The organism is Flavobacterium lotistagni, assembly GCF_011392125.1.
GTDB classification, from domain to species: Bacteria; Bacteroidota; Bacteroidia; order Flavobacteriales; family Flavobacteriaceae; genus Flavobacterium; species Flavobacterium lotistagni.
On the sequence record NZ_JAAJBU010000006.1, the window covers coordinates 154757 to 179231 of the forward strand.

Annotated in this window: 20 protein-coding genes; 8 read left to right on the forward strand and 12 right to left on the reverse strand. The window is 41.1% G+C overall.

Annotated elements, in window-relative coordinates; genetic code table 11:
• The first annotated feature begins 1 nt into the window (after position 1).
• The gene (locus G4D82_RS08880; RefSeq protein ID WP_166336751.1) at positions 2-469 is read left to right on the forward strand and encodes a low molecular weight protein-tyrosine-phosphatase; all 468 of its coding nucleotides are present in this window, start codon (positions 2-4) and stop codon (positions 467-469) included.
• 4 nt (positions 470-473) lie between these two features.
• Positions 474-1187, forward strand: a complete 714-nt coding sequence (locus tag G4D82_RS08885; RefSeq protein ID WP_166336800.1) for an SAM-dependent methyltransferase — start codon at positions 474-476, stop codon at positions 1185-1187.
• A gap of 23 nt (positions 1188-1210) precedes the next feature.
• On the opposite strand, the gene G4D82_RS08890 is transcribed toward G4D82_RS08885, so the two are convergent.
• From G4D82_RS08890 to dapF, 5 genes are all read right to left on the reverse strand, one after another.
• Positions 1211-1726 (reverse strand): peptidoglycan-binding protein LysM, encoded by a 516-nt coding sequence (locus G4D82_RS08890; RefSeq protein ID WP_317167566.1) that lies wholly within the window; start codon positions 1724-1726, stop codon positions 1211-1213.
• A 218-nt stretch (positions 1727-1944) separates the two neighbouring features.
• Entirely contained in the window at positions 1945-2853 is a 909-nt protein-coding gene (locus G4D82_RS08895; RefSeq protein ID WP_394352289.1) for a DUF2279 domain-containing protein, read from the reverse strand.
• A 9-nt stretch (positions 2854-2862) separates the two neighbouring features.
• Positions 2863-3906, reverse strand: coding sequence for an endolytic transglycosylase MltG (mltG, locus tag G4D82_RS08900; RefSeq protein WP_166336753.1), 1044 nt, complete (start codon positions 3904-3906; stop codon positions 2863-2865).
• An 11-nt stretch (positions 3907-3917) separates the two neighbouring features.
• Positions 3918-4454, reverse strand: coding sequence for a GNAT family N-acetyltransferase (locus tag G4D82_RS08905; RefSeq protein ID WP_166336755.1), 537 nt, complete (start codon positions 4452-4454; stop codon positions 3918-3920).
• Positions 4448-5230, reverse strand: a complete 783-nt coding sequence (gene dapF, locus G4D82_RS08910; RefSeq protein WP_166336757.1) for a diaminopimelate epimerase — start codon at positions 5228-5230, stop codon at positions 4448-4450. Before dapF ends, G4D82_RS08905 begins: the two co-directional genes overlap by 7 nt.
• 177 nt (positions 5231-5407) lie before the next feature.
• Between dapF and G4D82_RS08915 the strand changes: the two genes are divergently transcribed.
• The 3 genes from G4D82_RS08915 to G4D82_RS08925 all read left to right on the forward strand — a co-directional run bounded on the left by G4D82_RS08915 (position 5408) and on the right by G4D82_RS08925 (position 8998).
• Positions 5408-6805, forward strand: a complete 1398-nt coding sequence (locus G4D82_RS08915; RefSeq protein ID WP_166336759.1) for a S1C family serine protease — start codon at positions 5408-5410, stop codon at positions 6803-6805.
• Positions 6806-6996: 191 nt separating this feature from the next.
• Positions 6997-8445, forward strand: coding sequence for a glyceraldehyde-3-phosphate dehydrogenase (locus tag G4D82_RS08920; RefSeq protein ID WP_166336761.1), 1449 nt, complete (start codon positions 6997-6999; stop codon positions 8443-8445).
• 91 nt (positions 8446-8536) lie between these two features.
• On the forward strand, positions 8537-8998 hold the full coding sequence (locus tag G4D82_RS08925; protein WP_166336763.1) for a DinB family protein: 462 nt from the start codon (positions 8537-8539) through the stop codon (positions 8996-8998).
• Between the two features lie 254 nt (positions 8999-9252).
• On the opposite strand, the gene G4D82_RS08930 is transcribed toward G4D82_RS08925, so the two are convergent.
• The 3 genes from G4D82_RS08930 to G4D82_RS08940 form a co-directional block, all read right to left on the reverse strand.
• On the reverse strand, positions 9253-10662 hold the full coding sequence (locus G4D82_RS08930) for an APC family permease (RefSeq protein ID WP_166336765.1): 1410 nt from the start codon (positions 10660-10662) through the stop codon (positions 9253-9255).
• 135 nt (positions 10663-10797) lie between these two features.
• Positions 10798-12441 (reverse strand): DUF4832 domain-containing protein, encoded by a 1644-nt coding sequence (locus G4D82_RS08935; RefSeq protein WP_166336767.1) that lies wholly within the window; start codon positions 12439-12441, stop codon positions 10798-10800.
• A 315-nt stretch (positions 12442-12756) separates the two neighbouring features.
• A complete protein-coding gene (locus G4D82_RS08940; protein ID WP_166336768.1) occupies positions 12757-15024 on the reverse strand; it encodes an aconitate hydratase in 2268 nt (755 codons plus the stop codon).
• Positions 15025-15331: 307 nt separating this feature from the next.
• Here G4D82_RS08940 and G4D82_RS08945 point away from each other — a divergent pair, with 307 nt between their 5' ends.
• Positions 15332-16471: a hypothetical protein gene (locus G4D82_RS08945; RefSeq protein ID WP_166336770.1), complete on the forward strand. Its 1140-nt coding sequence runs from the start codon at positions 15332-15334 to the stop codon at positions 16469-16471.
• Positions 16472-16515: 44 nt separating this feature from the next.
• Here G4D82_RS08945 and G4D82_RS08950 read toward each other — a convergent pair whose 3' ends face one another.
• From G4D82_RS08950 to G4D82_RS08965, 4 genes are all read right to left on the reverse strand, one after another.
• Complete coding sequence (locus G4D82_RS08950; protein ID WP_166336772.1) at positions 16516-17469, reverse strand: AAA family ATPase; 954 nt, start codon at positions 17467-17469, stop codon at positions 16516-16518.
• A 79-nt stretch (positions 17470-17548) separates the two neighbouring features.
• The gene (locus tag G4D82_RS08955) at positions 17549-18952 is read right to left on the reverse strand and encodes a peptidylprolyl isomerase (RefSeq protein WP_166336774.1); all 1404 of its coding nucleotides are present in this window, start codon (positions 18950-18952) and stop codon (positions 17549-17551) included.
• Positions 18936-19787 carry a hypothetical protein gene (locus G4D82_RS08960; protein ID WP_166336776.1) on the reverse strand — a complete coding sequence of 284 codons (852 nt, stop codon included), beginning with the start codon at positions 19785-19787 and terminating at the stop codon, positions 18936-18938. The genes G4D82_RS08955 and G4D82_RS08960 overlap by 17 nt, the downstream gene beginning before the upstream one ends.
• Positions 19787-21757 carry a peptidylprolyl isomerase gene (locus G4D82_RS08965; protein WP_166336778.1) on the reverse strand — a complete coding sequence of 657 codons (1971 nt, stop codon included), beginning with the start codon at positions 21755-21757 and terminating at the stop codon, positions 19787-19789. The genes G4D82_RS08960 and G4D82_RS08965 overlap by 1 nt, the downstream gene beginning before the upstream one ends.
• Positions 21758-21993: 236 nt before the next feature.
• Here G4D82_RS08965 and G4D82_RS08970 point away from each other — a divergent pair, with 236 nt between their 5' ends.
• Both G4D82_RS08970 and G4D82_RS08975 read left to right on the forward strand, forming a co-directional pair.
• On the forward strand, positions 21994-23580 hold the full coding sequence (locus tag G4D82_RS08970) for a peptide chain release factor 3 (RefSeq protein ID WP_166336780.1): 1587 nt from the start codon (positions 21994-21996) through the stop codon (positions 23578-23580).
• 113 nt (positions 23581-23693) lie between these two features.
• Positions 23694-23912: a hypothetical protein gene (locus G4D82_RS08975; RefSeq protein ID WP_166336782.1), complete on the forward strand. Its 219-nt coding sequence runs from the start codon at positions 23694-23696 to the stop codon at positions 23910-23912.
• The last annotated feature ends 563 nt before the right edge of the window (positions 23913-24475 follow it).

Sequence of the window (24475 nt, forward strand, 5' to 3'; positions counted from 1 at the left end):
AATGCCTGTAAATATTTTAATGGTCTGCCTGGGCAACATCTGTAGATCGCCTTTGGCAGAAGGACTATTGGCATCCAAATTACCCAAAGACACTTTTTTCGTCGATTCGGCCGGCACCGGGCATTGGCACATTGGCAAAAAACCCGATGACCGATCGATTGCCGTAGCCAGAAAAAACGGGCTCGACATTTCCAATCAAAGAGGAAAGCAGTTCACTACAGAAGACTTTGACCGTTACGACTATATCTATGTCATGGACCACACCAATTATAACGACGTGCTGGCGATGGCAAAAAATGACGCTCAAAAAAGCAAGGTCAAAATGATTCTCAACGAGTTGTTCCCCGGGGAAAATGTCGACGTACCTGATCCGTATTATGGTTCGCAGTTTGGTTTTGACAGTGTGTATGAAATGCTCGACGAAACCTGCGACATCATAGCCAAAAAACTGATTGAGAAACACAGTTGAAGCCATGAAACCACTAGGAAAGCTTTATCTGATTCCTGTTACCTTAGGCGATAACGATCCCACGGAAGTGCTACCTGCGACCATCAAGCGAACCATCGCTTTTATTGACGATTATATTGTCGAGAATGAGAAGACCGCTCGCAAATACATCAAAAGTATTTGTCCCGAAAAAGTGCAGGCAACTTTGAGACTGAGCACGTTAAATAAACACACCGATAGCCGTGAGCACATCGCTATGTTACAACCTTGTCTGGAAGGCAAAAATGTTGGTGTGATGAGTGAATCCGGTTGTCCGGGCGTGGCCGATCCCGGTGCAGCGATTGTAAAAATTGCTCATGCAAAAGGAATTCAGGTGGTGCCGCTGGTTGGTCCGTCTTCTATTCTATTGGCTTTGATGAGTTCGGGTATGAACGGTCAGAGTTTCGCTTTCAACGGCTATTTGCCCATCGATAAATCTGAAAAAAAATCGGCCTTGAAATATTTCGAAAAACTGTCAACTGATAAAAACCAGTCGCAGATTTTCATTGAAACACCCTATCGCAACAATAAACTTCTCGAAGACTTAGTACAAATGTTGCAGCCCCAAACTTTACTTTGTATCGCCACAGACATCACTCTTCCAAGCGAATATATTAAAACGTTAAGCATTCAGCAATGGAAGAAAACCAGCGTTGATTTACACAACCGCCCTACCATTTTTATTCTGCATAAATTTTAAGACGCAAAAAAATCTGAAAAGGTTTATTTAATCTTCGGGTTGTTGTCGGCAATGATGCCACTAGTTTCATAACCTGCAAAATCGCGCATGTAACTTCGGACTGAAGTACCGTATTGGTCTTTGCACTTTCGTTGTCCGTTACTGTTTAGGAAGCGTTTCACCGAACCAGCTCCGCCCAAATGAGCCGCAGCTAGAATTCCGGATTCTGTGACTTTAATTCCCGAAATGACTTGCCCGGAAAACTTCTGAATCTCGTCTTGAAGTTCCCATTTATTCTTAGATAACAAGGCCACAAAGGCTTTCTCCTGCAATTTCGGATTCTTCAAAAAAGCCACACTGTCGTGAATTCCGATAGACGCCAAGGTTTCAGCACCGAACTGGTACTTGCCCATGTATCCGAGTGTATTGACTTTGTGATACTGACCCTGCGATTCTTTAAAAGCAACGGCTTCCTTGAAACCAATAAAAAACTTACCGGTAAAAGGAACTTGATTTTGGGTATAATCTGAAGGATTTTGAGAAGGTAAGAGATAGGTCATCTCTTGTGATTTGGAAGTGAAAACTTCACTTTGATGTGATAAGGCTGACGGCGAAAAACCGGAGCTCAAATAGGTAATGATAAAACTTAAACTACTATAAAATATCCATTTTTTGTGCATACATTGGTTTTCTTTCCAGTCTGTCACCCCGAAAAATTTCTGCGCGACAAATGTACGGCAAAAAATAGAAAACTGACTATCAATCAGTTAAAGTTTTTCTAAAAATAAAGGTAATGGAATTTCAAATCGCCGCGCCCATTGATTTCAAAGGTCGGAGCCGGAATCTTAATCGTGTTGAAAAGTGCAAAAATCGTCTTTAAAACGTGAGATTTAGTTTTAATTTTTGTCAGATCAGCGTCAAAACTCAGATAAAATTGTCGGTATCTTTCCACATCTGAAACTGAAATTTCATCGTCAGGTGGATCATTTCCGGTAATCATTCCTTCGGCTCCATAACCCAAAGCCACATTGAACCATTGCGGAATTTTACCTTTTTTGAAAAACGAATGAACATTCGCCGAGAGCCAATAAGTTTGTCCGTTATAATCTTTAAGAATCTGTTCGTTGAGCGATTTCCCCAATACTTCCGGACGCTGTGGCGCATATTGCGTTTGATGGAACGAAAATTTGGGAACAATCCGCTGCTCTTTCCAAGCGAGTTGTTGCGAGACAAATAAAGCAGTTCCGGTAACATTAGCTGCCACATCGCCTAAAGACGCGCCCCAATTAGAGGAATAACCATCCATTACCTCAACCACTGACATAAAAGCTAAACCAAGCGTAGCACCGTAAATTAATTGGTTCTTTTCGCTCACGCCACTCCAAGCTAAAGTTTGTTGTCCGAAACTTCCCAAATGATAACAACTCAGCACATGACCCGCTTTGTCCATTTGTAACCATTCTGAATTGTCGTTGATCCAGTGGAAATTCGAGCGCGGATAATCGGCATACCAAATTTGGTTCAAACCCACCAAAACCACCGACGAAAATGCAGCTTCTGAAATAATAACGGTATTTCTTCTTTTGATATCTAAAGTGTCTGACGGCTTTAGAAAACCATCCAACTTACCTTGACCGACGGTAGAGGCAAAAATAAAAAAACAACCAAAAACTAAAATCTGCCGAATCTGCAAAACCTATCGCTTTATGCCTTGGCTAGAAATCCAGGCTACGTATTTCAGTCGATTGCCTTCGTGCTGCGCCGGAGTGACCGCAAACTCATGGTAACCAAAACGTGTTACGCTGGCACAGAAATAAATAAAATTGTGCTGCTCTGGGTTGAGCACCGCATCGAGAGCCGTGATGTCGGGCATTGCGATTGGTCCGGGCGGCAAACCGGCATACATATAGGTATTGTAAGCTGAAGGGGTAGCCAAATCTTTATTGAGTACACGCTTGATCACTTTATTGAAGTCATTGTCTTGTAACTTGACTGCGTAAATCACCGTCGGGTCAGCTTCGAGTTTCATGCCTTTAGCCAAGCGGTTTAGGTAAACACCGGCCACTTTTGGGCGCTCGTCAGTTTTGACCGTTTCCTTGTGAACAATCGAAGCCAATATCGATACCTGAATCGGTGTCAAATTGAGTTTCTTGGCCTTTTCCAGACGCTCATCTGTCCAGAATTTGTGGTATTCCTTGAGCATCTTATTGCGGAATTTCTCAGCAGAAGTATTCCAAAAAAACTCATACGAATTCGGCACAAACATCGCCAACACATTCTCTTTGGTGAAGCCGTTTTCCTGTAAAAATTTATCATCGGTAAAAGACTTCAGCAAACTCAAACTATCAGCTTCTATTTGACTGGCAATTCTTCCGGCAAAATTCTCCAATCTTTCCTGATTATTAAACGCAATATTCACCGGCACATTCTGGCGCAAGGCATTGACAATCTCGTTGCTGTTCATTCCTTTTTTGAGTAAAAACCTACCCGCTTTTTCTTGTCTTGAAGGATAATCTTTCTTTTCGGCCACTTTTTCAAAACGGTCCATGTCTTTTACATAAGCGGCCATAATTGTCTTGACTTGATCGTAATCAGAATCGGTCGGGATTTCGACGTAGACTTGCTCGGTCTGGAAATTGGTATTGCTGGCAAAGATAGCGCGGTACAAAAGGTAACCGTAAATCATTAATCCTGTGATGACAACTACAGAAATGATGGCGGCGATTTTTTTCAGGTTCAAAGTGCGGAATTTTAAAGTTGATGATGATTGATGAGTTGGAACATTTCCTCGTCTTGGTATTGACCTTCAACGAGATTCCATTGTTTTTTTGTTCCTATTTTTTGAAATCCAAAAGTAGTAAAAAGATGCAAACTCGGTTGGTTCTGTGAATGAATATTTGCGTAGAGTTGGTGCAGGTTTAATTTCCTAAACGCGTATTGAATAAGCAAGCCTAACGCTTCCTTGCCGATGCCAACATTTCGATTTTCAGGATCATGGACCAGTATGCCTACTCCGGCGCGTGCGTTTTTAGGGTCGAAATCAAACAAATCGATTAGACCTACAGGTTGCCGTTGCCCGTTTTTACCTATGGCCAACCGCAATTGCTTGGCTTCAAAAATATCCTGATGCGCGTTTTTTAGGTATTGCCGAATCAGGAACTTGCTATACGGCGTACTGGTATTACTGACTTCCCAAATGGATTCGTCGTTCTCAATTAGATAAAGAAATTCTAAATCTTCGGGTTCGAGTGCCCGCAAATGAACCGATTCGCCTCTTAAAGTCAACATGTGATTTCTCCTTTAAAAACGAGAGTAGCCGGCCCTTTAAGAAACACATTTTGATACGCCTTTTCTGAACTATCAAAAGCAACTTCTAAGGTTCCGCCCTCGACATTAATTTGAACCTTTTGCGCTTGGGTTTTGCCTAAAGCATGCATCGCAATAGCCACCGCGGTAGCTCCGGTTCCGCAAGAAAGCGTTTCATCTTCGACACCTCTTTCATAAGTGCGGATGGCAAAAGTCATATCGTCAACGGGTTGCACAAAATTCACATTGCTTCCCGCAGTACCGTATAATTCACTATAACGGATCTTGCTGCCTTGCGTCTTGACATCCCAATGTTCTAAATCATTTACAAAAGTCACATGGTGCGGTGAACCGGTATTGAGAAAAACATAATCTTCATGGATTTCCACTTTATCGACATCGCTCATCTGAAGCGAAACCAAACCGCTGTCGAAAGTCGTCGCGTGGTGCAAACCATCTACAGCCTGAAAAGCGGCCTGATGTTCGATAATTCCCAAATGCTGCGCAAAAGCCACGATGCATCTACCGCCGTTGCCGCACATCGAACTCGGGTTACCGTCTGAATTGTAATACACCATGTTGAAATCGGCATCGGGATGGTTTTCTAATAAAATCAATCCGTCGCCACCAATGCCAAATCTGCGGTCGCACAAATGGGCCACGAGTTTAGTGTTGTGCTTGGGGAAGTGAAGGTCGCGGTTGTCAATCATCACGAAATCATTTCCGGTGCCTTCGTATTTGTAAAAAGTAATTTGCATAGTCGAAAAATGAAGCCCAAAGTTAACGAATATTATCTAGAATTGGAGTGCTGCCAATGAAACGTTAATCGTTGTTAAACGAGCGTTAAACTGTTTTTGCACAGGAATTTGTTTTCTAATTTTACGACTCCAAAACCAAAAAAAACAGAAACGTTTAATTAAAATTTTAAAGGCAAAATGAAAAAATTTTCGAGTTTATTTTTAGTGGCAGTACTTAGTGGAGCCACTACACTTGGAGGCTACAAATTGTTTCTTGACGATGACGCCGTTTTTTCTAAGCAAAAAAATATTGTGACCACAGCCCCAAACAATTACGCCAGAACAGTAGGCTTAGGCGCTGAAACCGTAGACTTTACCGAAGCGGCAGACAAAACGATTCACAGCGTGGTGCACGTAAAAAATGTGTCTTATAGAACCATTAGCAACCCAATGCTGGAGTTCTTTTATGGCTATGGCGGCGGACAGCAGCAAGAACAAGTGGGAACCGGATCGGGCGTAATCATTTCTGAAGACGGTTACATCGTGACCAACAACCATGTTATTAAAGATGCTTCAGACATCGAAATTACTTTAAACAACAAAAAAACCTATAAAGCCAAACTCATCGGAACCGATTCTAAAATGGATATTGCCCTTCTCAAAATCGATGCAGACGAGAAACTACCTTACTCTGTTTTTGCTGATTCAGACAATGCCCGTATTGGCGAATGGGTGTTAGCGGTTGGAAATCCTTATAACCTCACTTCTACTGTTACTGCCGGAATTGTTTCTGCTAAAGCCCGAAATTTAGACACCAACGGAATCCAATCGTTCATCCAGACCGATGCGGCGGTAAACCCAGGAAACAGTGGTGGCGCTTTAGTTAATACCCGTGGAGAACTTATTGGAATTAACACGATGATTTCGTCTCAAACCGGATCTTACGTTGGTTATTCTTTCGCAGTTCCGTCGAATATTGCTAGAAAAATTATTGAAGATATTATGGAATTCGGCAACGTGCAACGAGGCATTCTTGGTATTGAAGGCGGCGAACTCAACAGCGCAGCTTCCAAAGAACTCGGCATCAAAGAAACCCAAGGATTTTACGTGAAAAAAGTGACCAAAAATTCTGGAGCTGAGAAAGCCGGTCTGACCAAAGGCGACATCATAGTTAAACTGAACAACCAGCCGATTACCACATACGCCGAATTGTCTGGTTTCATCAACACCAAAAGGCCAAACGACAAAATTCAGGTTACTTATATTAGAGACGAAAAAACCTATACTGTGCCTGTGGTTTTGAGCAAAAATGAATTCTTCACTACAGAATTTAAAGGCTTGGAGTTTGAAAATATCGACAGCGCCGACAAGAAAAAATTCCGCATTGATTCTGGTGTGCGCATTAAGGAAATCCGCAACGAAAATCTAAAACCTTATTATGACGAACTCAAAGGAACCATCATTTTGAGTATCGACAATATGAAGACTTCCGATGTAGAAACGACTTCAAGAATTTTAGAGAAAAAAGATGAAAACCAAAGCGTAAGCATTGAAATGATCAACAAGCTCGGACAACGCATCAGAATTATTATATAGATTTGGTTAATTGTTAATTCTGAAAAAGCCGCCTACAACACAAGGCGGCTTTTTTATGCAAAAAAGTTAAAAAACATTTTACGAAAACGTTTGAAATCAATACTTTTGCGGCGACTTGAAACCAACAACCCAAGTCACTATTTTTAAGATTAAACCAAAAAAACAACATCACTAACTTATTTTTTCCGAACATGAGCAACATCAATTCTTACGAAAAAGAGGTTTCTTTTCAGGTAGACCGCCGACGCGCCAGCGTAGAATTCATCAAAATCATTAGCGATCTTTGGTACGACAAATCGATCGAAATGGTGCTTTTCCGCAACCAACTGATCAACCGCAATGTGAGCGACATCATCAACCTGCACGAATACGCCGGTGAATTTGTGGGCAAGCCGATTTCAATTTTTGATTCTGTGGAGATTGCCAAAGCGATTCTTTCTATGGATTTGCCGCCTTCAAAGCTCGATATTGGAAAACTCACTTACGAATTCAATCTGGAAAACAACAAATACGATAATGCCCGCGCTTTCGTGACCGACAAACTCCGCAACGCGAAAGACACCCAAGACATCCAACCTAAAGATGTGGTGCTTTATGGTTTTGGTCGTATCGGTCGTTTGCTCGCCAGAGAGTTGATGTCGAAAATGGGCAAAGGCAACCAATTAAGATTAAGAGCGATTGTTACCCGTGACAAGAACGATGCGGTTTCATTAGAAAAAAGAGCTTCGTTGTTGCGCTATGATTCCATCCACGGAGATTTTCAAGGTTCGGTAGTAGCCGATGCGGAAAACAATGCACTGATTATTAACGGTACTACGGTGCATATCATTACCGCCAATGGCCCAGAAGATATTGACTATACTAAATACGGTATTGGTGATGCGCTAGTAATCGACAACACCGGAGCTTTCACTACACACGAAGCTTTGTCGCGCCACATGACTTCCAAAGGCGTTTCTAAAGTATTGTTGACTGCGCCAGGAAAAGGTGTTCCGAACATCGTTCATGGTGTAAACCAAAATGAGTACAATCCGGATGAAATTGATATTTTCTCTGCGGCTTCTTGTACGACCAACGCCATCACTCCGATTTTGAAAGCGGTCGAAGATACTTTGGGTGTAGTAAAAGGCCACTTAGAAACGATTCACGCTTATACCAACGACCAAAACTTGGTAGACAACATGCACAAGAAATACCGTCGCGGAAGAGCTGCCGGTCTGAACATGGTCATTACCGAAACCGGAGCCGGAAGTGCCGTAGCCAAAGCATTGCCAAGCTTAACAGGAAAACTGACTTCGAACGCGATTCGTGTTCCGGTTCCAAACGGCTCATTGGTAGTGTTGAACCTAGAAGTCAACAAAGAAACTTCGGTAGCCGAAATCAACGCCATCATGAAAAAATATGCGTTGGAAGGCGAACTGGTAGAGCAAATTAAATATTCGTTGAACAACGAGTTGGTGTCGTCAGACATCATCGGAACCTCAGCGCCATCGATTTATGACAGCAACGCCACCATTGTTTCGGCCGACGGAAAAAACATCGTGCTTTATATTTGGTACGATAACGAATACGGCTACAGCCATCAGGTGATTCGCTTGGCTAAATATATTGCTAAAGTAAGACGTTACACTTACTATTAATAGTAACTAACCCAACCCTAACCCAAAAAAAATCCGCTGCCGTTACTGGAGCGGATTTTTGCTTTAAATTTAAACGTCAAAAAAAAATGCTATGAAAGAAACCGAAAGACTCCATAAAATGTTCGAAGACTTGTATGCCGGCGACCCTTGGCTCGATGTGACTTTGGTGGATACTTTGTCTGTGTTGTCGGCACAGCAAGCCGCACACAAACTTCATCCTAACTGGAACTCGATTTGGGAAATCACCAACCATTTGATCAGTTGGCGTGAGAATGTGTTGCAGCGCGTGAAAGGCAAAACCATCAAATCGCCCGAGCACAATTACTTTTTGCCGGTGAGCGATACCTCTGAAGCCGCTTGGCAAAAAACTCTCGAAAAACTGCACGAAGCTCAGGAAGATTGGTTGGAATTCTTAGACAATATGCAAGCCGAATCGCTAGAGAAAATTTATCCGACTAACGAGCTCAGTTACGCCGACCACATTCACGGCATTATCCAGCACGATGCTTATCATTTGGGGCAGATAGTGTTGCTCGCCAAACACGCGGTATAGAAATTTAAACACAGATTACACGGATTAGCACAGATTTTTTAGGGAAGTCTGTGCTTTTTTTTAGAAGCTGATCCGGCTGTACGCTATACCTTTTCCGCTGAACGCCAGCGCAAAAGAGTGCCGCTGCCATCCGGGCTAGGGCTGCATCTTGGCAACACGACCGCGTTAGGGATTGGAGCTTGTACCGCGTACTGCGGAAAGCCCGACCCGCAGGGTAACGCCCAAAAAACTGTGAACTGTTATCTACAAACTATTTACCCTTTCGGCTTGGTCAGGTAATACACCGGTATTCCGGCTAGCATAATCAATACGCCCCAACCGCAAGTGCTGGTTTTGGTGAAGAGCAACGCAATAGAGATCGCGCTCGCCAGCAATATGTAAATCGCCGGTAACACTGGATAACCAAAGGCTTTGTACGGTCTTTCCGCATTAGGTTGCGTTCTGCGCAGAATGAAAATTCCGTAAATAGTCAGGATGTAGAAAATCAGCACAATAATGATTACGAAATCGAGCAAATCGCCGTATTTTCCGGTCAGGCAAAGCGCCGAAGCCCAAATGCATTGCGCCCACAAAGCCCAAGCAGGAACACTCGCCGAGTTCAGGTGCGCCGCTTTTTCAAAGAACAAACCGTCTTTGGCCATAGTGTAATAAACCCGCGCGCCGGCCATAATCAGCCCGTTATTACAGGCAAAAGTGGAAATCATAATCATGACCGCGATAATCAAAGTGCCGATGTTTCCGAAAATGTATTGCGAGGCCACGACCGCTACCCTATCGGATTTGGCTGTAGCGATTTCGTCGAAGGGAATGACGGCGAGATACATTAAATTGGCCAAAATATAGATAATCGTAACGATGAAAGTTCCGAGAAATAAGCTCAAACCCACATTGCGCTTCGGATTCTTGATTTCACCAGCAATAAATGTTACGCCATTCCAGGCATCGCTTGAGAATAAAGAACCTACCATAGCCGCCGCAATTCCAGAAATAAGCGCGACACCGCTAATCGGTAGCCATGAAGCCGTATCTTGAACATAGGTTTTGGTGGCCCACATATCGGCCCAATTGGTATTCCAGATTTGGGCTTTCGCACCGAGCAAGAAACCAAAAACCACCAGCCCTAAAAGCGACAATATCTTGATGACCGTAAGTACCGACTGCAAAGTTTTACTGTTCTTCACACCACGACTGTTGAGATAAGTCAGAATCACGATAGTAATAATAGAAACGATCTGGGCTGCGTGCAAAGTAAAGCCTCCGGATTGAAAAAGTATATTTTCTTCGCTCATTACCGGAAACAGATAAGCCGCAAACTTAGAAAAACCTACACCTACAGCCGCGATAGTTCCGGTTTGAATGACGGCGAAGAAACTCCATCCGTAAAGAAAGGCAACCAGTTTGTTATAGGCTTCGCGAAGGTAAACGTATTGTCCGCCCGCATTGGGAAACATCGCACTGAGTTCGCCATAACTTACCGCCGCAATCATCGTAATGATTCCTGACAGCACCCAAATTAGAATGAGCCATCCGGCCGAACCCACTTGGCGCGCAATATCGGAACTGACAATAAAAATACCTGAGCCAATCATTGAGCCGACTACGAGCATCGCGGCATCGAACAAGCCGAGTTCTCTTTTAAAATGTTCTTCTGTTGGGTTTTCCATAATCTGGTTTTTTTGGTGAGTTATCGGCTAAGATATAAAAAAGTTGTCGCGCTGATAGATAAAAAAAACCTGCTCTAGATAGAACAGGCTTTTCCGTAATAAATGAAATTAACAAAACTAAATTTTATGGCAAGCTTAAGATTTATAGATATTCTTGGTGGTGGTCACTCCGTTGCATCTCACCTTTACAATGTAATAGCCCCTTCTGAGATTACTCAAATCGGTTGATGTCGCTTTTAAATTCCCATTTTGATTGTACACTTTTACAGTGTAATTTGTGCTAGGTAAATTGTTAATCACTAAACTTTCGGTGCTGCTAACATAGATAATCTCTACCGGCAATACTACAGGCGTTGTGACTACTGGTGTAGTGACAACCGGCGTAGTAACCACGGGTGTCGTAACTACAGGCGTTGTGACCACGGGTGTTGTAACAACCGGCGTAGTAACTATTGGTGTAGTGACCGTAGAACCGCTAATGACAACGGTTTGGTTCAGGTTGTTGTAGCCTTTGGTTGCGTCCCAAGTTCCAGTGTTGGCGCAACGAATCGAATACAACGGACTGGTTAAAGTTGGATCAGGCAAATTCAGGAATAGTTGGTAAGTTCCATCGGCTACAGCACCGCTCAGATTTTTGGTGAGTTGGATGGCCATACTTTTTTTCCACGCTTTAAGATCGGCAGCTATTTCTACTGAAGTTTCTGCGCCGGAAGTAGTATTTCTCAAAACAATGTAGGCTTTTCTTGAGCGATAAATATTCGCATAACCTGAATTTTGTAGGTTAATGGTAATCGTATTATTGGCGTACGACGAATTCAAGAGCTCGAAACGGTAGCCGAGTTTCTTGTCCATTTCGGTATAACAACCGCCGGAAACCCAAGTATTGATGTTGTCCGTCAAATAATCTTTATTGATTAAACTCCAGTTGTATTTGGCCATTTCCAACACCGCATTACTACAATTGGTTCTCGGCGCATTGACTTGATTGGTCTCGCCAGTCATCGGAAGGTTCTCTGTTTGTGTTGTTAAGTAAGTACTATCCGCAGAGCTAGGCGCACTTTGAACGCTATTGACCAAGAACATACCTGAATCGCCCCATTCACCAAGGAACGCATCATTGTAAAAACCAATTCTGCTATGACCATTTGGATACAAGCGTTTTTTGTACTCTACATAACGCACCTGAATTGGAATTTCAACCGCCGTAGCATTAATCATGGCATCGAGTACTTCTTTGCGATTGGCCCATTGTGTAGTAGTATAACGGGTGTAATCGCCGGTTCCAAAATCGGCTACTTGGCTGCTGTAGTAGTTCTCGCCCCAAGCACCAATCCAACCGTATTGGTACATTACAATCACATCTTTGTTGGCATTGATTACCGGCGCTACTTGTTGAATGTGCGCCAAAATTTGTGCTTTGGTAGCATCAAGTACCGCGGCGCTTTCGCTGTTTGAATAAGCGAATCGAATCATGACTTTCATGCCTGCGTTGCGAATGGTGTTAAAATCAGTTTGCATGTTCGTCAAAAACGTACTTGAAATTGGCGATGATGTGAACTGTGTCAAGTAAAAAATTCTTTGCACAACAGACATATTTTGGTTGCGATAAGAATTCAGCGTACTGGCTGAAAGAAATGAATAATTTGAGCTCGATCCTGAGGAAGAATAATGATAAAATCCTCTGTCAGGGTTTGAAAATACCTCAGTACTGGCGGTGTAAGTTTGGTTTTGTCCGTAGGTAGCTACTGCTGCAAGTAGCATTAGTAAAAATTTTTTCATAATAGTAGGTTAAGGTTTTCATACTGATTTTTTTAGGGAGCAGCATTAATTATCATTTGGGGACAATAATAACACACCACAAATTAATAGGATTTAAAAAATTGAATTTTTAAAAATTCGATAAAGTGTTTGATTTTTTCGATTAATTACATTTTTTTAATTTTTATAAAAGTATTTTCTTACATATTATAAATTATGAAAAAACGTTAAAACCAAAAGAATTTTCTTCACTGCTTTTAAAAAAATGGCTAACATGCAAAAAAAATCCCTGAATTTAGATTCAGGGATTTTAATGAATTTAGAAGTCTAATTGGATTAAGCTTTGCCAGCTGCTGCAATCAAATTTAAAGCAGAACCAGCCACAAACCAACCAATCTGGCCTTCGTTATAAGTATGATTGGCCATAACGATATCTTTAGTACCATCTTGATGAACAAACTCTAAAGTCAATGGTTTACCTGGAGCAAAATCAACTAAATCAGGGAAATTAATAGTATCGTTCTCTTGGATTTTTTCGTAATCGGCTTCATTAGCGAAAGTGAGTGCCAACATGCCTTGTTTCTTCAAATTCGTTTCGTGGATTCTAGCAAAAGATTTTACCAAAACTGCTCTCACACCCAAAAAACGAGGCTCCATAGCTGCATGCTCACGCGATGAACCTTCACCGTAATTATGATCTCCAACGACAATCGAAGGAATTCCGGCAGCTTTATAAGCCCGCTGAACAGCAGGAACTGCATCATACGCACCAGTAAGTTGATTTTTTACAGAATTTGCTTTCTGATTAAAGGCGTTAATCGCGCCAATAAGCATGTTGTTAGAGATATTGTCCAAATGCCCACGGAAACGCAACCAAGGACCAGCCATTGAAATATGGTCAGTAGTGCATTTGCCAAAAGCTTTGATGAGCAATTTTGCACCAGTGATGTTCTTTTTGTCCCAAGCTTCAAACGGAGCCAATAGCTGCAATCGCTCAGAAGTAGGAGAAACCACCACTTGCACTTTTGAACCGTCCTCTGCAGGGGCTTGATAACCGGCATCTTCTACGTCAAAACCTTTGGGCGGCAATTCATTTCCGGTAGGTTCATCTAATTTTACTTCCATTCCGTCTTCATTGATTAAAGTATCAGTCAGCGGATTAAAGGATAAATCTCCTGCAATGGCCAAAGCAGTCACCAATTCTGGAGAACCAACAAAGGCTAGCGTATTTGGGTTGCCGTCTGCCCGTTTAGAGAAGTTTCTATTGAACGAATGCACAATGGTGTTGCGTTCTTCTTTTTCAGCGCCTTCACGATCCCACATTCCGATACATGGACCGCAAGCATTGGCGAAAACCGTTGCTCCAATTTTGTCGAATGTATCGATGAAACCATCTCGCTCAATAGTGTATCGAACCAATTCAGAACCCGGCGTGATAGTAAATTGAGATTTTGTTTTCAAATTTTTATCCGCAACCTGTTTGGCAAGAGAGGCGGCTCGAGCAATATCTTCATAAGAGGAATTGGTACAAGAACCAATCAGGCCGATATCAATTTTCAAAGGCCAGTTATTTTTTACGGCTTCTTCTTTCATTTTCGAAATCGGAGTAGCCAAATCAGGGGTGAATGGACCGTTGAGATATGGCTCTAATTCTGAAAGATTGATTTCGATTACTTGGTCGAAATAAGCCTCAGGATTAGCATAAACTTCTGCATCACCTGTTAGATATGATGCAATTTTGTTTGCTTCTTCAGCTACATCAGCTCTTCCGGTAGAACGAAGGTAACGATCCATAGAAGCATCATAACCAAAAGTAGAAGTAGTCGCGCCAATTTCTGCACCCATATTACAAATCGTTCCTTTACCTGTGCAAGACATTGCTGTAGCACCTTCGCCGAAATACTCTACGATACATCCGGTTCCTCCTTTTACGGTCAAAATTCCGGCTACTTTCAAAATCACATCCTTTGGAGCAGTCCAACCTGAAAGTTTTCCGGTTAATTTCACTCCAATAAGTTTCGGGAACTTCAATTCCCAAGCCATGCCTGACATCACATCAACGGCATCAGCACCGCCAACTCCAATGGCAACCATTCCGAGTCCGCCGGCATTTACTGTGTGTGAATCGGTACCAATCATCATTCCGCCTGGAAACGCATAATTTTCAAGAACTACTTGGTGAATGATACCTGCACCGGGTTTCCAGAAGCCAATGCCATATTTATCTGAAATCGATGATAAAAATTCAAATACTTCATTGCTTTGTGATTTCGCTCTAGCCAAATCGGTCTTAGCATCAACTTTAGCTTGAATTAAGTGATCGCAATGCACCGTTGTCGGAACTGCTACTTTGCTTTTTCCGGCGTGCATGAACTGCAACAGTGCCATTTGAGCCGTCGCATCTTGACAAGCTACACGGTCTGGAGCAAAATCAACATAATCTTTTCCGCGATTGAAAGCGTGAGAAGGCATTCCTTCCCATAAGTGGTTGTATAAAATCTTTTCAGTAAGTGTAAGCGGACGACCTACTATTTCGCGTGCTTTATCGACACGGGCAGGCATATTAGCATACACTTTCTTGATCATTTCAATATCAAAAGCCATAATCAGTTAAGGTTTATCAGTTTGCGTGGCAAAATTACGAAAACGTTGTAACTACTAAAAAGAATTGAACCAATAATCTCTGGGCATCAGCATCTTTTGCGAAATAGTAATTTTGGCTATGGGATAATTGTTAAAATCGAAATTTAAAAGTCGAATTCTGCCAATTTTGAATTTTAAGCACTGTTTTTCAGTTTGGATTTGTCTCAAGAATATACAATGCAAAGAAACCATCGAGCAAAATGTTAGCCCCTATATCATGCATTACCTTTCGATGGAAATAGCTATTTTTGAAGGGTTTAAAAAAGTTATGACACGATCAAAGATATATAAAATCGCTGGCGGCCTTGCATTGGTAGGAATACTTGCAGTGGTGGTAGTTTATTATAGGCTACCGAATCGGCACAAAGCCATCGTCAAAACTTATCTGCTGCATCATAGTGGTTGGGTGAAAAACGACTGGGAAATCGATAACCATCTGCAACGTTACCTGATGGCTTCTCCTGAATTTTACATCGACGGGATATACAAATCAATGGAAGGCCCAAAATCATCAAACTATGTGCAATTGTCCCCAAAAAAAGAGTTGCTTTGGATTACTGGTTTTCATGTAAAAGCCCTCAATGCCAATAACCATCGGCGCATCTCAAACGATTTCATTTGCCACACCAATATCGACTTTAATGATGTGCGCTATTTCAGCAATTTTCATCTCGAAAAAAGAATCGGCAAACAATATCCGCGAATGACTTCACTTTCGCACGGACAAGAAGATTTTACTTTCCCAAGAGGTTATGGCGTTCCAATGCAAGGCAATGATTTACTTTTTGTAACCACTGAATCGCTGAACCACAATATTGCTGATGCGCGATTTTTTATCCGTCATGAAGTCGAAATAGACTACGCCACCAAAGCCAATACGCTAAAGCCACTGATGAGCCGAACAGTTTATATTATGCTGCCATATGATAAAATCGATCCGTTCAAAAGTCCAATTGACCCTGGAAAAGGTTATTGCATTCCGGTAGAAACTAAGAACCACAGTTATGATGATGGTCAAGGCAACAAACTTTCAGGACATTGGGTGATTCCGCCAGGCAAAAGCCATTATCGCAGTAGTGTCGATACGCAATTACAGATGGATTCCGACAGTATTAGGCTTCACGCTGCAGCTGTACATGTGCATCCCTTTTCTACTTCACTCACTTTGTGGGACAAAACTGCTCAAAAAGCCATTTTTCAAAGCAAAATCAAGAATCACAAAAACAAAATCGGTCTCGAAAAAATTGATGCTTTTTCATCAGAAGAAGGTATTTGGATGTTTCGCAATCATCAGTATGAATTGGTTCTCGAAGCCAACAATACCACTAACATCAACCAAGACATGATGGGCAGTATGTTCTTATTTTTCTATGACCAAGAACTCGATGCCATTTTACACAAAAAATAAAAGGCATCCGAAGACACCTTTTCTGTTTGTAGTTGGCTATTTTCTCAAAACAACGACGCGATAATTTTCTCTATGGTGATTCCTTCAGCATCAGCTTTGTAATTTTTAACCACACGATGTCTCAAGATTCCGATAGCTACTGCTTTGACATCTTCACTATCAGGTGAGAATTTACCTTGAAAAGCTGCATGCGCTTTGGCTGCCAAAATCAAGTTCTGGGAAGCTCTTGGCCCTGCGCCCCAATCAATATAATTCTTGACAAAATCGTTCGACAAAACATTATCCGGACGGGTTTTGCTTACCAAAGTCACTGCATATTCTACTACATTATCCGGCACTGGGATGCGACGCAACAAATGTTGAAAATCGATAATCTCTTGTGCAGTGAACAAAGGTCTAATACTTACTTGACGATCGGTGGTCGTGCTTTTAACTACTTCGACTTCTTCTTCAAAAGTCGGGTAGTCTAGTTTGATGGAAAACATGAAACGGTCGAGTTGGGCTTCTGGAAGCGGATAAGTTCCTTCTTGCTCAATCGGGTTTTGCGTTGCCAAAACGAAATATGGTAAAGCGAGTTTATAATTGTGACCGGCAATAGTTACTGCGCGTTCCTGCATGGCTTCAAGCAAAGCGGCTTGGGTTTTCGGCGGCGTTCTATTGATCTCATCAGCTAAAATGATATTTGAGAAAATCGGCCCTTTGATGAATTTGAATTGGCGGCTCTCATCTAGAATTTCACTACCGAGAATATCCGAAGGCATCAAATCTGGGGTAAACTGAATGCGCTTGAAATCGAGCCCTAACGCCTGTGCAATAGTGTTGACCATCAAGGTTTTCGCTAAACCTGGCACACCCACTAACAAAGCATGTCCTCCTGAGAAAATACTCAGTAATATTTGATCAACTACTTGCTCTTGCCCTACGATGATTTGGGAGATTTCTTTTTTTAATTCGATTCGTTTTTGAACCAAGTTTTGTATCGCTGTAACGTCTGACATAGTACGTAATATTGGGAATGATGGACTCGAGTTGAAATTATGTTATTCCAATGCCCGACTCTGACTTCTAATTCTGTAATTATTTTTTAATCCAGTTGTTGGTAAACTCACAGTTGCGGTATTCTCCGTTAATTTTGACGTAAGTTTCTTTGATTTTTTCTTCAGACCACTTCGCAATGGCGTTGATCTGTTTTTCTTTTAATGCAAGATTTTTAATCTTGATATAATCCTTGGCATAATCTGCGGTGTGCTCCTCGATTCGGTTGGTTACCATGAGCAATTTGTATTTTTTCTTGCCCGATTGGTCTACGTCAATCTGCGGAATTGATACTTCGCCTTCCTTCAAACCCGAAACTTGTCCGTATAATGTCGGATCCATTTTGGTAAGTTCGAAATGGGTATCTTGTGTTTTCGGATTGATTAAAACCCCACCGTTGGCCTTAGTTTCCTTTTCATCTGATTCAGCACGAGCCGCATCAGCAAATGATATTGACTTGTCTTCAATGCGTTTTTTGATTTGCTGAATTCTATCTTTGGCTTCACTCAGGGCTTGCTCATCGGTTTTAGGCACCAACAAAATATGACGCAAATCCAAATCTTGGCCTTTGATTTTTTCTATATAAATAATGTGCCAGCCAAAATCTGTTTCGAAAGGTTCTGAAATTTCGCCTTCCGCCAAACTGAACGCAACATCTTTAAATTCCTTGACAAATGGTGTTTTCTTATTCATACGATAAAAACCACCATTGGAACTTGACCCCGGATCTTGCGAATAAAGTACTGCTTTTGTGGAAAAACTCGATCCTTCCTGTACTTCTTTTTTAAACTCCTTGAGCTTATTAATCACCTTTTGCTTTTCTGATTCAGAAACTTTGGGCACGACGACAATTTGTGACACTTCCATTTCAGCACCGAAAACAGGTAGCTCGTTGGCTGGAATTTTTTTGAAGAAAGTACGAACTTCTTCTGGAGTAATTTCTACGCCGTCGATGATTTTCTTTTGCATCGAACCAGCAAGTTTGTTCATCTTAATAATTTCAGAGAGTTCGGCTTTGAAATCAGCTTCGTTGGTTTTCTTGAAATACTGAACGACCTTATCCATCGAGCCCAATTGCTCAATCATATAGTTGAGTTGTTCATCCATCTTGGATTTGATTTCATCATCCGATACCACAATACTGTCTTGAATGGCTTGGTGTGCATAGAGTTTGTCTTCAAGCAACTTGCCCAACATTTGGCATCGAGTAATGTCTTTGATAGAGTTTCCTTGGCTGGAAAGTTCCAGAAAAGTTTTGTCGATGTCAGAATCTAGAATATTATAATCGCCAACAGTGGCAATCACGCCATCAATTTTCATCCGACGGGTTTCAGTAGTTTTTTTAGGCTTAACCGTATCGCGTATAATTTCCTGCGCCCAAACCATACTACTGGCCATCAGCAAAAAGCAAATTGAAAACAGTTGCTGCTTATGGATATACTTCATACTTTTTGTCTTTAATGGCGTCATTAGTGATTTCCTTTTCAAAATTCTTGATTAATTCTAGTTTTCTTTTGTTGATGATTACCTCTTTGAGCGTCGGTTTGAGATAATCAAATGGAGCAATCTGATTCTTATCGATTACGTTGCTGATTTTTACCAGATAATTGTGTCCGCCTTCAGTTTTCTGAATCGTTTTGCCTGGGATTATATATTGGTCTCGATTGTCTGGAGTTATAAATGGTAACTTTGCATATACCTGGCTCATTTCGACCCAAACCGAATCGTTGAGCGCAAAACTATTCAGTTGCAAAGTGTATGTATCCCAAAATTTCTTGTCAGATTTTCTAAAATCGAAAAACTTGCTCTTGATGGTCTCGTACCTTGGATTGTCTTTATTGATGTCAATATAACGCAGTCTGACGAGCGTTGCGTTGGTTTTAAAATTGTCTTTATTCTGTTTGTAATAGTCTTTGAGTTCTGCCAAGGCAACGACCGTGTCGGTGGTTCTTTTAACTACTTCTTCCAAATAGGCTTTTGTGTACAAGTCGATTTTATATTGTTGGATTAAAGTATCGAAAGCCGCTTTCTTGTTGTCGCTCAAGTTTCTTTCCGCCACATCAATCAGCAGCTTCTTTGCCGCCCAACGGTCAATGTAATGGCGAACAATGATAGCGCTATCTTCTTTGGAAGCATCCGCAGGAACAATACTAGCGATATCTTCAAGGTACAAATAATCTGAATTGACTTTGGCAATAGCCGAGGTTTTAGACTCCGACTTAAAATAACTACAAGCCGTAAAACTCGTGGCCAATGCAAGAACAATCGTCCATTTGATCATTACTTTTGAAGCTCTTTTTTGACCTTTTCGAAAACTTCAGGATAAGTCTTGATGGTAAACTCTTTTTTTAACTCACTGACCCAATTCTGCTCGAGGTTTTGCTGGTAGTCATTGATGACTTTCCCTTTGCATTCATCGAGTGTTTTCGCACCGGCCGGAAGAATCTTATTGACCAAAGCCACAAAATAATATTCGCCATCTTTTAGGATTTCTGAAACGCCTACTTCGTGTTTAAGGTTTTTCGGCAAGGCATCATTCCCGTCTTCAAAAACACCGCTATTGGTCATGACCACCACTTTGTCTTTGGTATTGAACTGCTCTTTGATTTTCTCTGGAGCTACATTCTTCTTTAGCAATTTCTGAACTTTCTTGATAACATCCATGTTGGTAGATGAAGCAATCAAAACATCTAATCTGTTTTTCCACTGATAGGCAGCTTTATGGCTTTCATAGTAATTCTTCAACCCTAAAGTATCGGTTTTAGAACGATCCCAAATTTCTTTTTCCATCAAATCAAACAACAACAACCCATCACGGTACTCGTCCATGACATGGGCAAAATCCGGAAATTCAGTTTCAAGATGGTCGGTATAATAAGCTGTAAGCTGCTCGTCAAGAAATTTTTGATAAAAATTGTCGACCAATTTGTTAATTGGCTTCAAAGTCAAACCTGCTTTCTGTTGGGTTTTTAGGTAAATCAAGAATGACGTTCCTGTGATGGTTTTCTCGTTGATGGCGAACAATTTTTTGTCGTAGGCTTTAGTATCAGCCGGCACTTCCCACTTGTTCTCGTAATAGTCATTAGTGACAAGTTTCACCAAACTAGCGTAGAATTTATCGTCTTTTTTGACCGTGTATTTTTTTCTGAGCTTCTCGTTGAGTGAGTTAGTAATTAATCGGGAACGGTCGTCTTTAGAAACCTTGTTTTCAAGTTCATTTTTCATTTCGTCGAAAGTACGTGTTGGGTGCTTTTCAATGAGTTTAACAATGTGCCAACCGAATTTAGACTGAAATGGAGCTGATAACGGCTTGTCTTTCGTAAGTGAGAAAGCAGCATTTTCAAATTCTTCAGAGCTCAACTGCCCAGAACCGAAACGAGCCAACTGGCCGCCTTTTGAAGAAGAAGATTTGTCTTCTGAGAATTGCTTGGCCAAACTTTCAAAACTTTCGCCCTGTTGCAACTTCTGATAAATATCTTCAATGTTTTTCTTGACTTTGGCTTTTTCATCGGCGTTATCTACTTTCGGATTGAGCAACATGATATGGGCCACTGTAACTTCTCCGCGATTGTCACGGATATCATCAACCTTAATTAAATGGTACCCAAAACGCGTGCGCACCGGATTTGAAATTTTACCTACTGCCGTTTTATAAGCCGCCGATTCAAAAGCATAAACCATTCTGAAAGCACTAAAATAACCTAAATCTCCTTTATTTTCTTTAGCTGATGGATCTTCTGAGAATTCTGCAGCCAATTTCCCGAAATCTTCACCTTTAAGTATTTTGTTGCGGATATCGAGCAATTTGTTATAGGCTTTTAAGGTATCTTCTGGTGCAGCATTTTCATCGACCAACAGCAGAATATGAGAAGCTTTAATTTCTTTTTGTGAACGCTGATAGCCTTCCTCTACCAACTCTTTGGTTACTTTAGAATCACTTAAGTAATTTTTAGAAAGTTGGGTTCTATAGGTACTCAGCTCATTTTTGTATGCCTCGCCATTTTGCAAACCCAATTTGTTTGCCTTGCTGATTTTTAACTTGTAGCCTATAAAAAGTTCAAGGTATTGTGCGAGGTCTTTTTGTGATTCGTCTTTAACCAAGTCTAGGTTTTTGTTATAAACCCGAGTGAATTCGTCGGTGTAATATGGTTGGTCATCAATTGTGAATAAAACTTCCTTTTGACTGGATTGGGCCACTACGGCAAGATTCAAAGAAAGTAGTAATCCGAGAAACAATTGCTTCATTTTCATTAGGTATAGATTTCCGTTTATAAATTAGGTTAAAGTCAGGTTTTTAGGTCTCGAACATTTTAAATTTCGAGTGAACAAAAATAACAATTCAAATACATTAGCGCCTACTATTAACAAAAAATTATTAACGGTTTTTCAGGCGGTTTCGGCCTCGCAAAATAAAGGAAAAAAGCCCGTAAAACTATGATTTTTATTCTCGAATAAATACTACTTTTGCAGCCAATTTTAGAACAATTATGAGTTTTCAAAAAGAGATACAAAAACGCCGTACTTTCGGGATTATTTCGCATCCAGATGCCGGTAAAACTACACTAACTGAAAAACTACTGCTTTTCGGAGGTGCTATTCAGGAAGCCGGCGCTGTTAAAAACAACAAAATCAAAAAAGGCGCTACCTCAGACTTTATGGAAATTGAGCGTCAAAGAGGAATTTCGGTTTCCACTTCAGTGTTGGCTTTCAATTATAAAGACAAAAAAATCAATATTCTCGATACACCCGGACACAAGGATTTTGCCGAAGATACGTTTCGCACCTTAACTGCCGTAGACAGTGTGATTGTGGTGATTGACGTAGCCAAAGGCGTCGAGGAGCAAACTGAGAAATTGGTTTCGGTTTGCCGCCTGCGGAACATTCCGATTATTGTGTTTATCAACAAACTCGACCGCGAAGGGAAAGATGCTTTTGATTTGATGGACGAAGTAGAGCAAAAACTGGGTTTAACTGTTACACCGCTGAGTTTTCCCATCGGAATGGGCTACGACTTTCAAGGTATTTACAATCTTTGGGAACAAAACATCAACCTATTCAGCGGAGATAGTCGCAAGAACATTGAAGAAACTATAGCGTTTTCAGATGTTCAGAACCCGGAACTTGAAAAAATTATCGGTCAAAATCCAGCCCAAAGGTTGCGCGAAGAACTCGAACTAATTGATGAAGTCTATCCTGCCTTTGACCAACAAGCCTATCTTGAAGGAAAATTACAACCTGTATTTTTTGGTTCTGCATTGAATAATTTCGGTGTTCGCGAACTACTAGATTGTTTTATCGAAATCGCACCATCGCCCAGAGCTAAAGAATCTGAAACCCGATTGGTAGAACCAAATGAAGAAAAAATGAGTGGTTTCGTTTTTAAAATCCACGCCAACATGGATCCGAAACACCGTGATCGCTTAGCTTTCGTTAAAATTGTATCAGGCACATTCGAACGCAACAAACCGTATTATCACGTTCGTCAGAAAAAGAACCTAAAATTCTCCAGCCCAAATGCTTTCTTCGCTGAGAAAAAAGAAATTGTTGATATTTCTTATCCCGGTGATATTGTCGGACTGCACGATACCGGAAATTTCAAAATTGGCGATACGCTTACTGAAGGCGAATTAATGAATTTCAAAGGAATACCTAGTTTCTCTCCGGAACATTTCCGATACATCAACAACGCCGATCCGCTGAAAGCCAAACAGCTCGATAAAGGCATCGATCAACTTATGGACGAAGGTGTCGCCCAATTGTTTACCTTAGAAATGAACAATCGAAAAGTTATCGGAACTGTCGGCGCATTACAATATGAAGTGATTCAATACCGACTTGAGCATGAATATGGTGCCAAATGTACTTATGAAAACTTCCCCGTTCATAAAGCTTGCTGGGTCAAACCTGACGATCCAAAGAACGAAGAATTCATGGAGTTCAAGCGAATCAAACAAAAGTTCTTGGCCAAAGACAAATACAACCAATTGGTATTTTTAGCCGACTCTGATTTTACGATTCAAATGACCGTGAGTAAATACCCGACTGTTAAATTGCATTTTACCTCCGAATTCTAACTATGAAGTCAAGCCACATCAATGCTAAAAACAGTTTTAGAAGAATTTTTTTTAAGAATCAAGTACATTTTTTCAATAATCATTCATATATTTGCGACTTAATCTACGCACAGATGAAAAACAAATTATTTAAATTATACCTACTCACCTTCCTTGTGTTGGTTGATTTTGTAGCCTTTGCCCAACCTGGTGATGATGATGGAAGTGGCGGTTTAGAAGGAAATGACCCTCCACCTGCGCCCATAAATGGCAAACTAATTTGGCTCGCTTTCGCAGGAATAGTTTTTGCCTTATATAGCATTAGAAAATACAGAAGATTAGCCAAGTACTAGTCCTTGATAGTGATAAAAAAATTAAAGCCCGATTCATTTCGGGTTTTTTTATGCTTTATCCCGAAGGATCTGCGTGATATTGTCAGTGCGAGCATCTAACAAGTTTATTGCTTTTTTATTTTTTTGTAGCAATTTCCCGCTGTCCGCTATATCTCTCCGCTCTGCTCCGAGGATGCCGCTGCCATCGGGGCTATGAATTCTCGACCATTAGCTACAACGGATGAAATCAATCCCAAAAAACAGTTGTAAACTTCGAATCACAGAATCTCAACGAGTCGTGTTTTCGATTCAAAAAACAACACCAAACTTCAAAAGCAACTATTCATCTTCTAAAATAAAATCCGAAATTCAATTCCCAACAGAGTAAAAACCTACCGCCACTAACAGAACGATGCGATTTCCTAACTGATTGCAACCAATCACAAAATAAAACAATAAAAAAGCCCTTCCGTTTCCGAAAGGGCTTTCTATTTTAAAAGACAGTTAATTATCTTTTGATTACGCGAAGCGTTTTCACATTTTCACCTTGAGTTACAATGATGTTGTAAACTCCTGATGGGTAA

Excerpts from the sequence above, each read along its gene's own strand:
- G4D82_RS08945 (WP_166336770.1), top strand. The coding sequence starts at position 15,332 with ATGACACGATCAAAGATATATAAAATCGCTGGCGGCCTTGCATTGGTA.
- G4D82_RS08905 (WP_166336755.1), bottom strand. The coding sequence starts at position 4,454 with ATGTTGACTTTAAGAGGCGAATCGGTTCATTTGCGGGCACTCGAACCC.
- G4D82_RS08955 (WP_166336774.1), bottom strand. The coding sequence starts at position 18,952 with ATGAAGTATATCCATAAGCAGCAACTGTTTTCAATTTGCTTTTTGCTG.
- G4D82_RS08940 (WP_166336768.1), bottom strand. The coding sequence starts at position 15,024 with ATGGCTTTTGATATTGAAATGATCAAGAAAGTGTATGCTAATATGCCT.
- dapF (WP_166336757.1), bottom strand. The coding sequence starts at position 5,230 with ATGCAAATTACTTTTTACAAATACGAAGGCACCGGAAATGATTTCGTG.
- G4D82_RS08950 (WP_166336772.1), bottom strand. The coding sequence starts at position 17,469 with ATGTCAGACGTTACAGCGATACAAAACTTGGTTCAAAAACGAATCGAA.
- G4D82_RS08890 (WP_317167566.1), bottom strand. The coding sequence starts at position 1,726 with ATGACCTATCTCTTACCTTCTCAAAATCCTTCAGATTATACCCAAAAT.
- G4D82_RS08930 (WP_166336765.1), bottom strand. The coding sequence starts at position 10,662 with ATGGAAAACCCAACAGAAGAACATTTTAAAAGAGAACTCGGCTTGTTC.
- G4D82_RS08885 (WP_166336800.1), top strand. The coding sequence starts at position 474 with ATGAAACCACTAGGAAAGCTTTATCTGATTCCTGTTACCTTAGGCGAT.
- G4D82_RS08960 (WP_166336776.1), bottom strand. The coding sequence starts at position 19,787 with ATGATCAAATGGACGATTGTTCTTGCATTGGCCACGAGTTTTACGGCT.
- G4D82_RS08975 (WP_166336782.1), top strand. The coding sequence starts at position 23,694 with ATGAAAAACAAATTATTTAAATTATACCTACTCACCTTCCTTGTGTTG.
- G4D82_RS08965 (WP_166336778.1), bottom strand. The coding sequence starts at position 21,757 with ATGAAAATGAAGCAATTGTTTCTCGGATTACTACTTTCTTTGAATCTT.
- G4D82_RS08915 (WP_166336759.1), top strand. The coding sequence starts at position 5,408 with ATGAAAAAATTTTCGAGTTTATTTTTAGTGGCAGTACTTAGTGGAGCC.
- G4D82_RS08920 (WP_166336761.1), top strand. The coding sequence starts at position 6,997 with ATGAGCAACATCAATTCTTACGAAAAAGAGGTTTCTTTTCAGGTAGAC.
- G4D82_RS08970 (WP_166336780.1), top strand. The coding sequence starts at position 21,994 with ATGAGTTTTCAAAAAGAGATACAAAAACGCCGTACTTTCGGGATTATT.
- G4D82_RS08880 (WP_166336751.1), top strand. The coding sequence starts at position 2 with ATGCCTGTAAATATTTTAATGGTCTGCCTGGGCAACATCTGTAGATCG.
- G4D82_RS08925 (WP_166336763.1), top strand. The coding sequence starts at position 8,537 with ATGAAAGAAACCGAAAGACTCCATAAAATGTTCGAAGACTTGTATGCC.
- G4D82_RS08935 (WP_166336767.1), bottom strand. The coding sequence starts at position 12,441 with ATGAAAAAATTTTTACTAATGCTACTTGCAGCAGTAGCTACCTACGGA.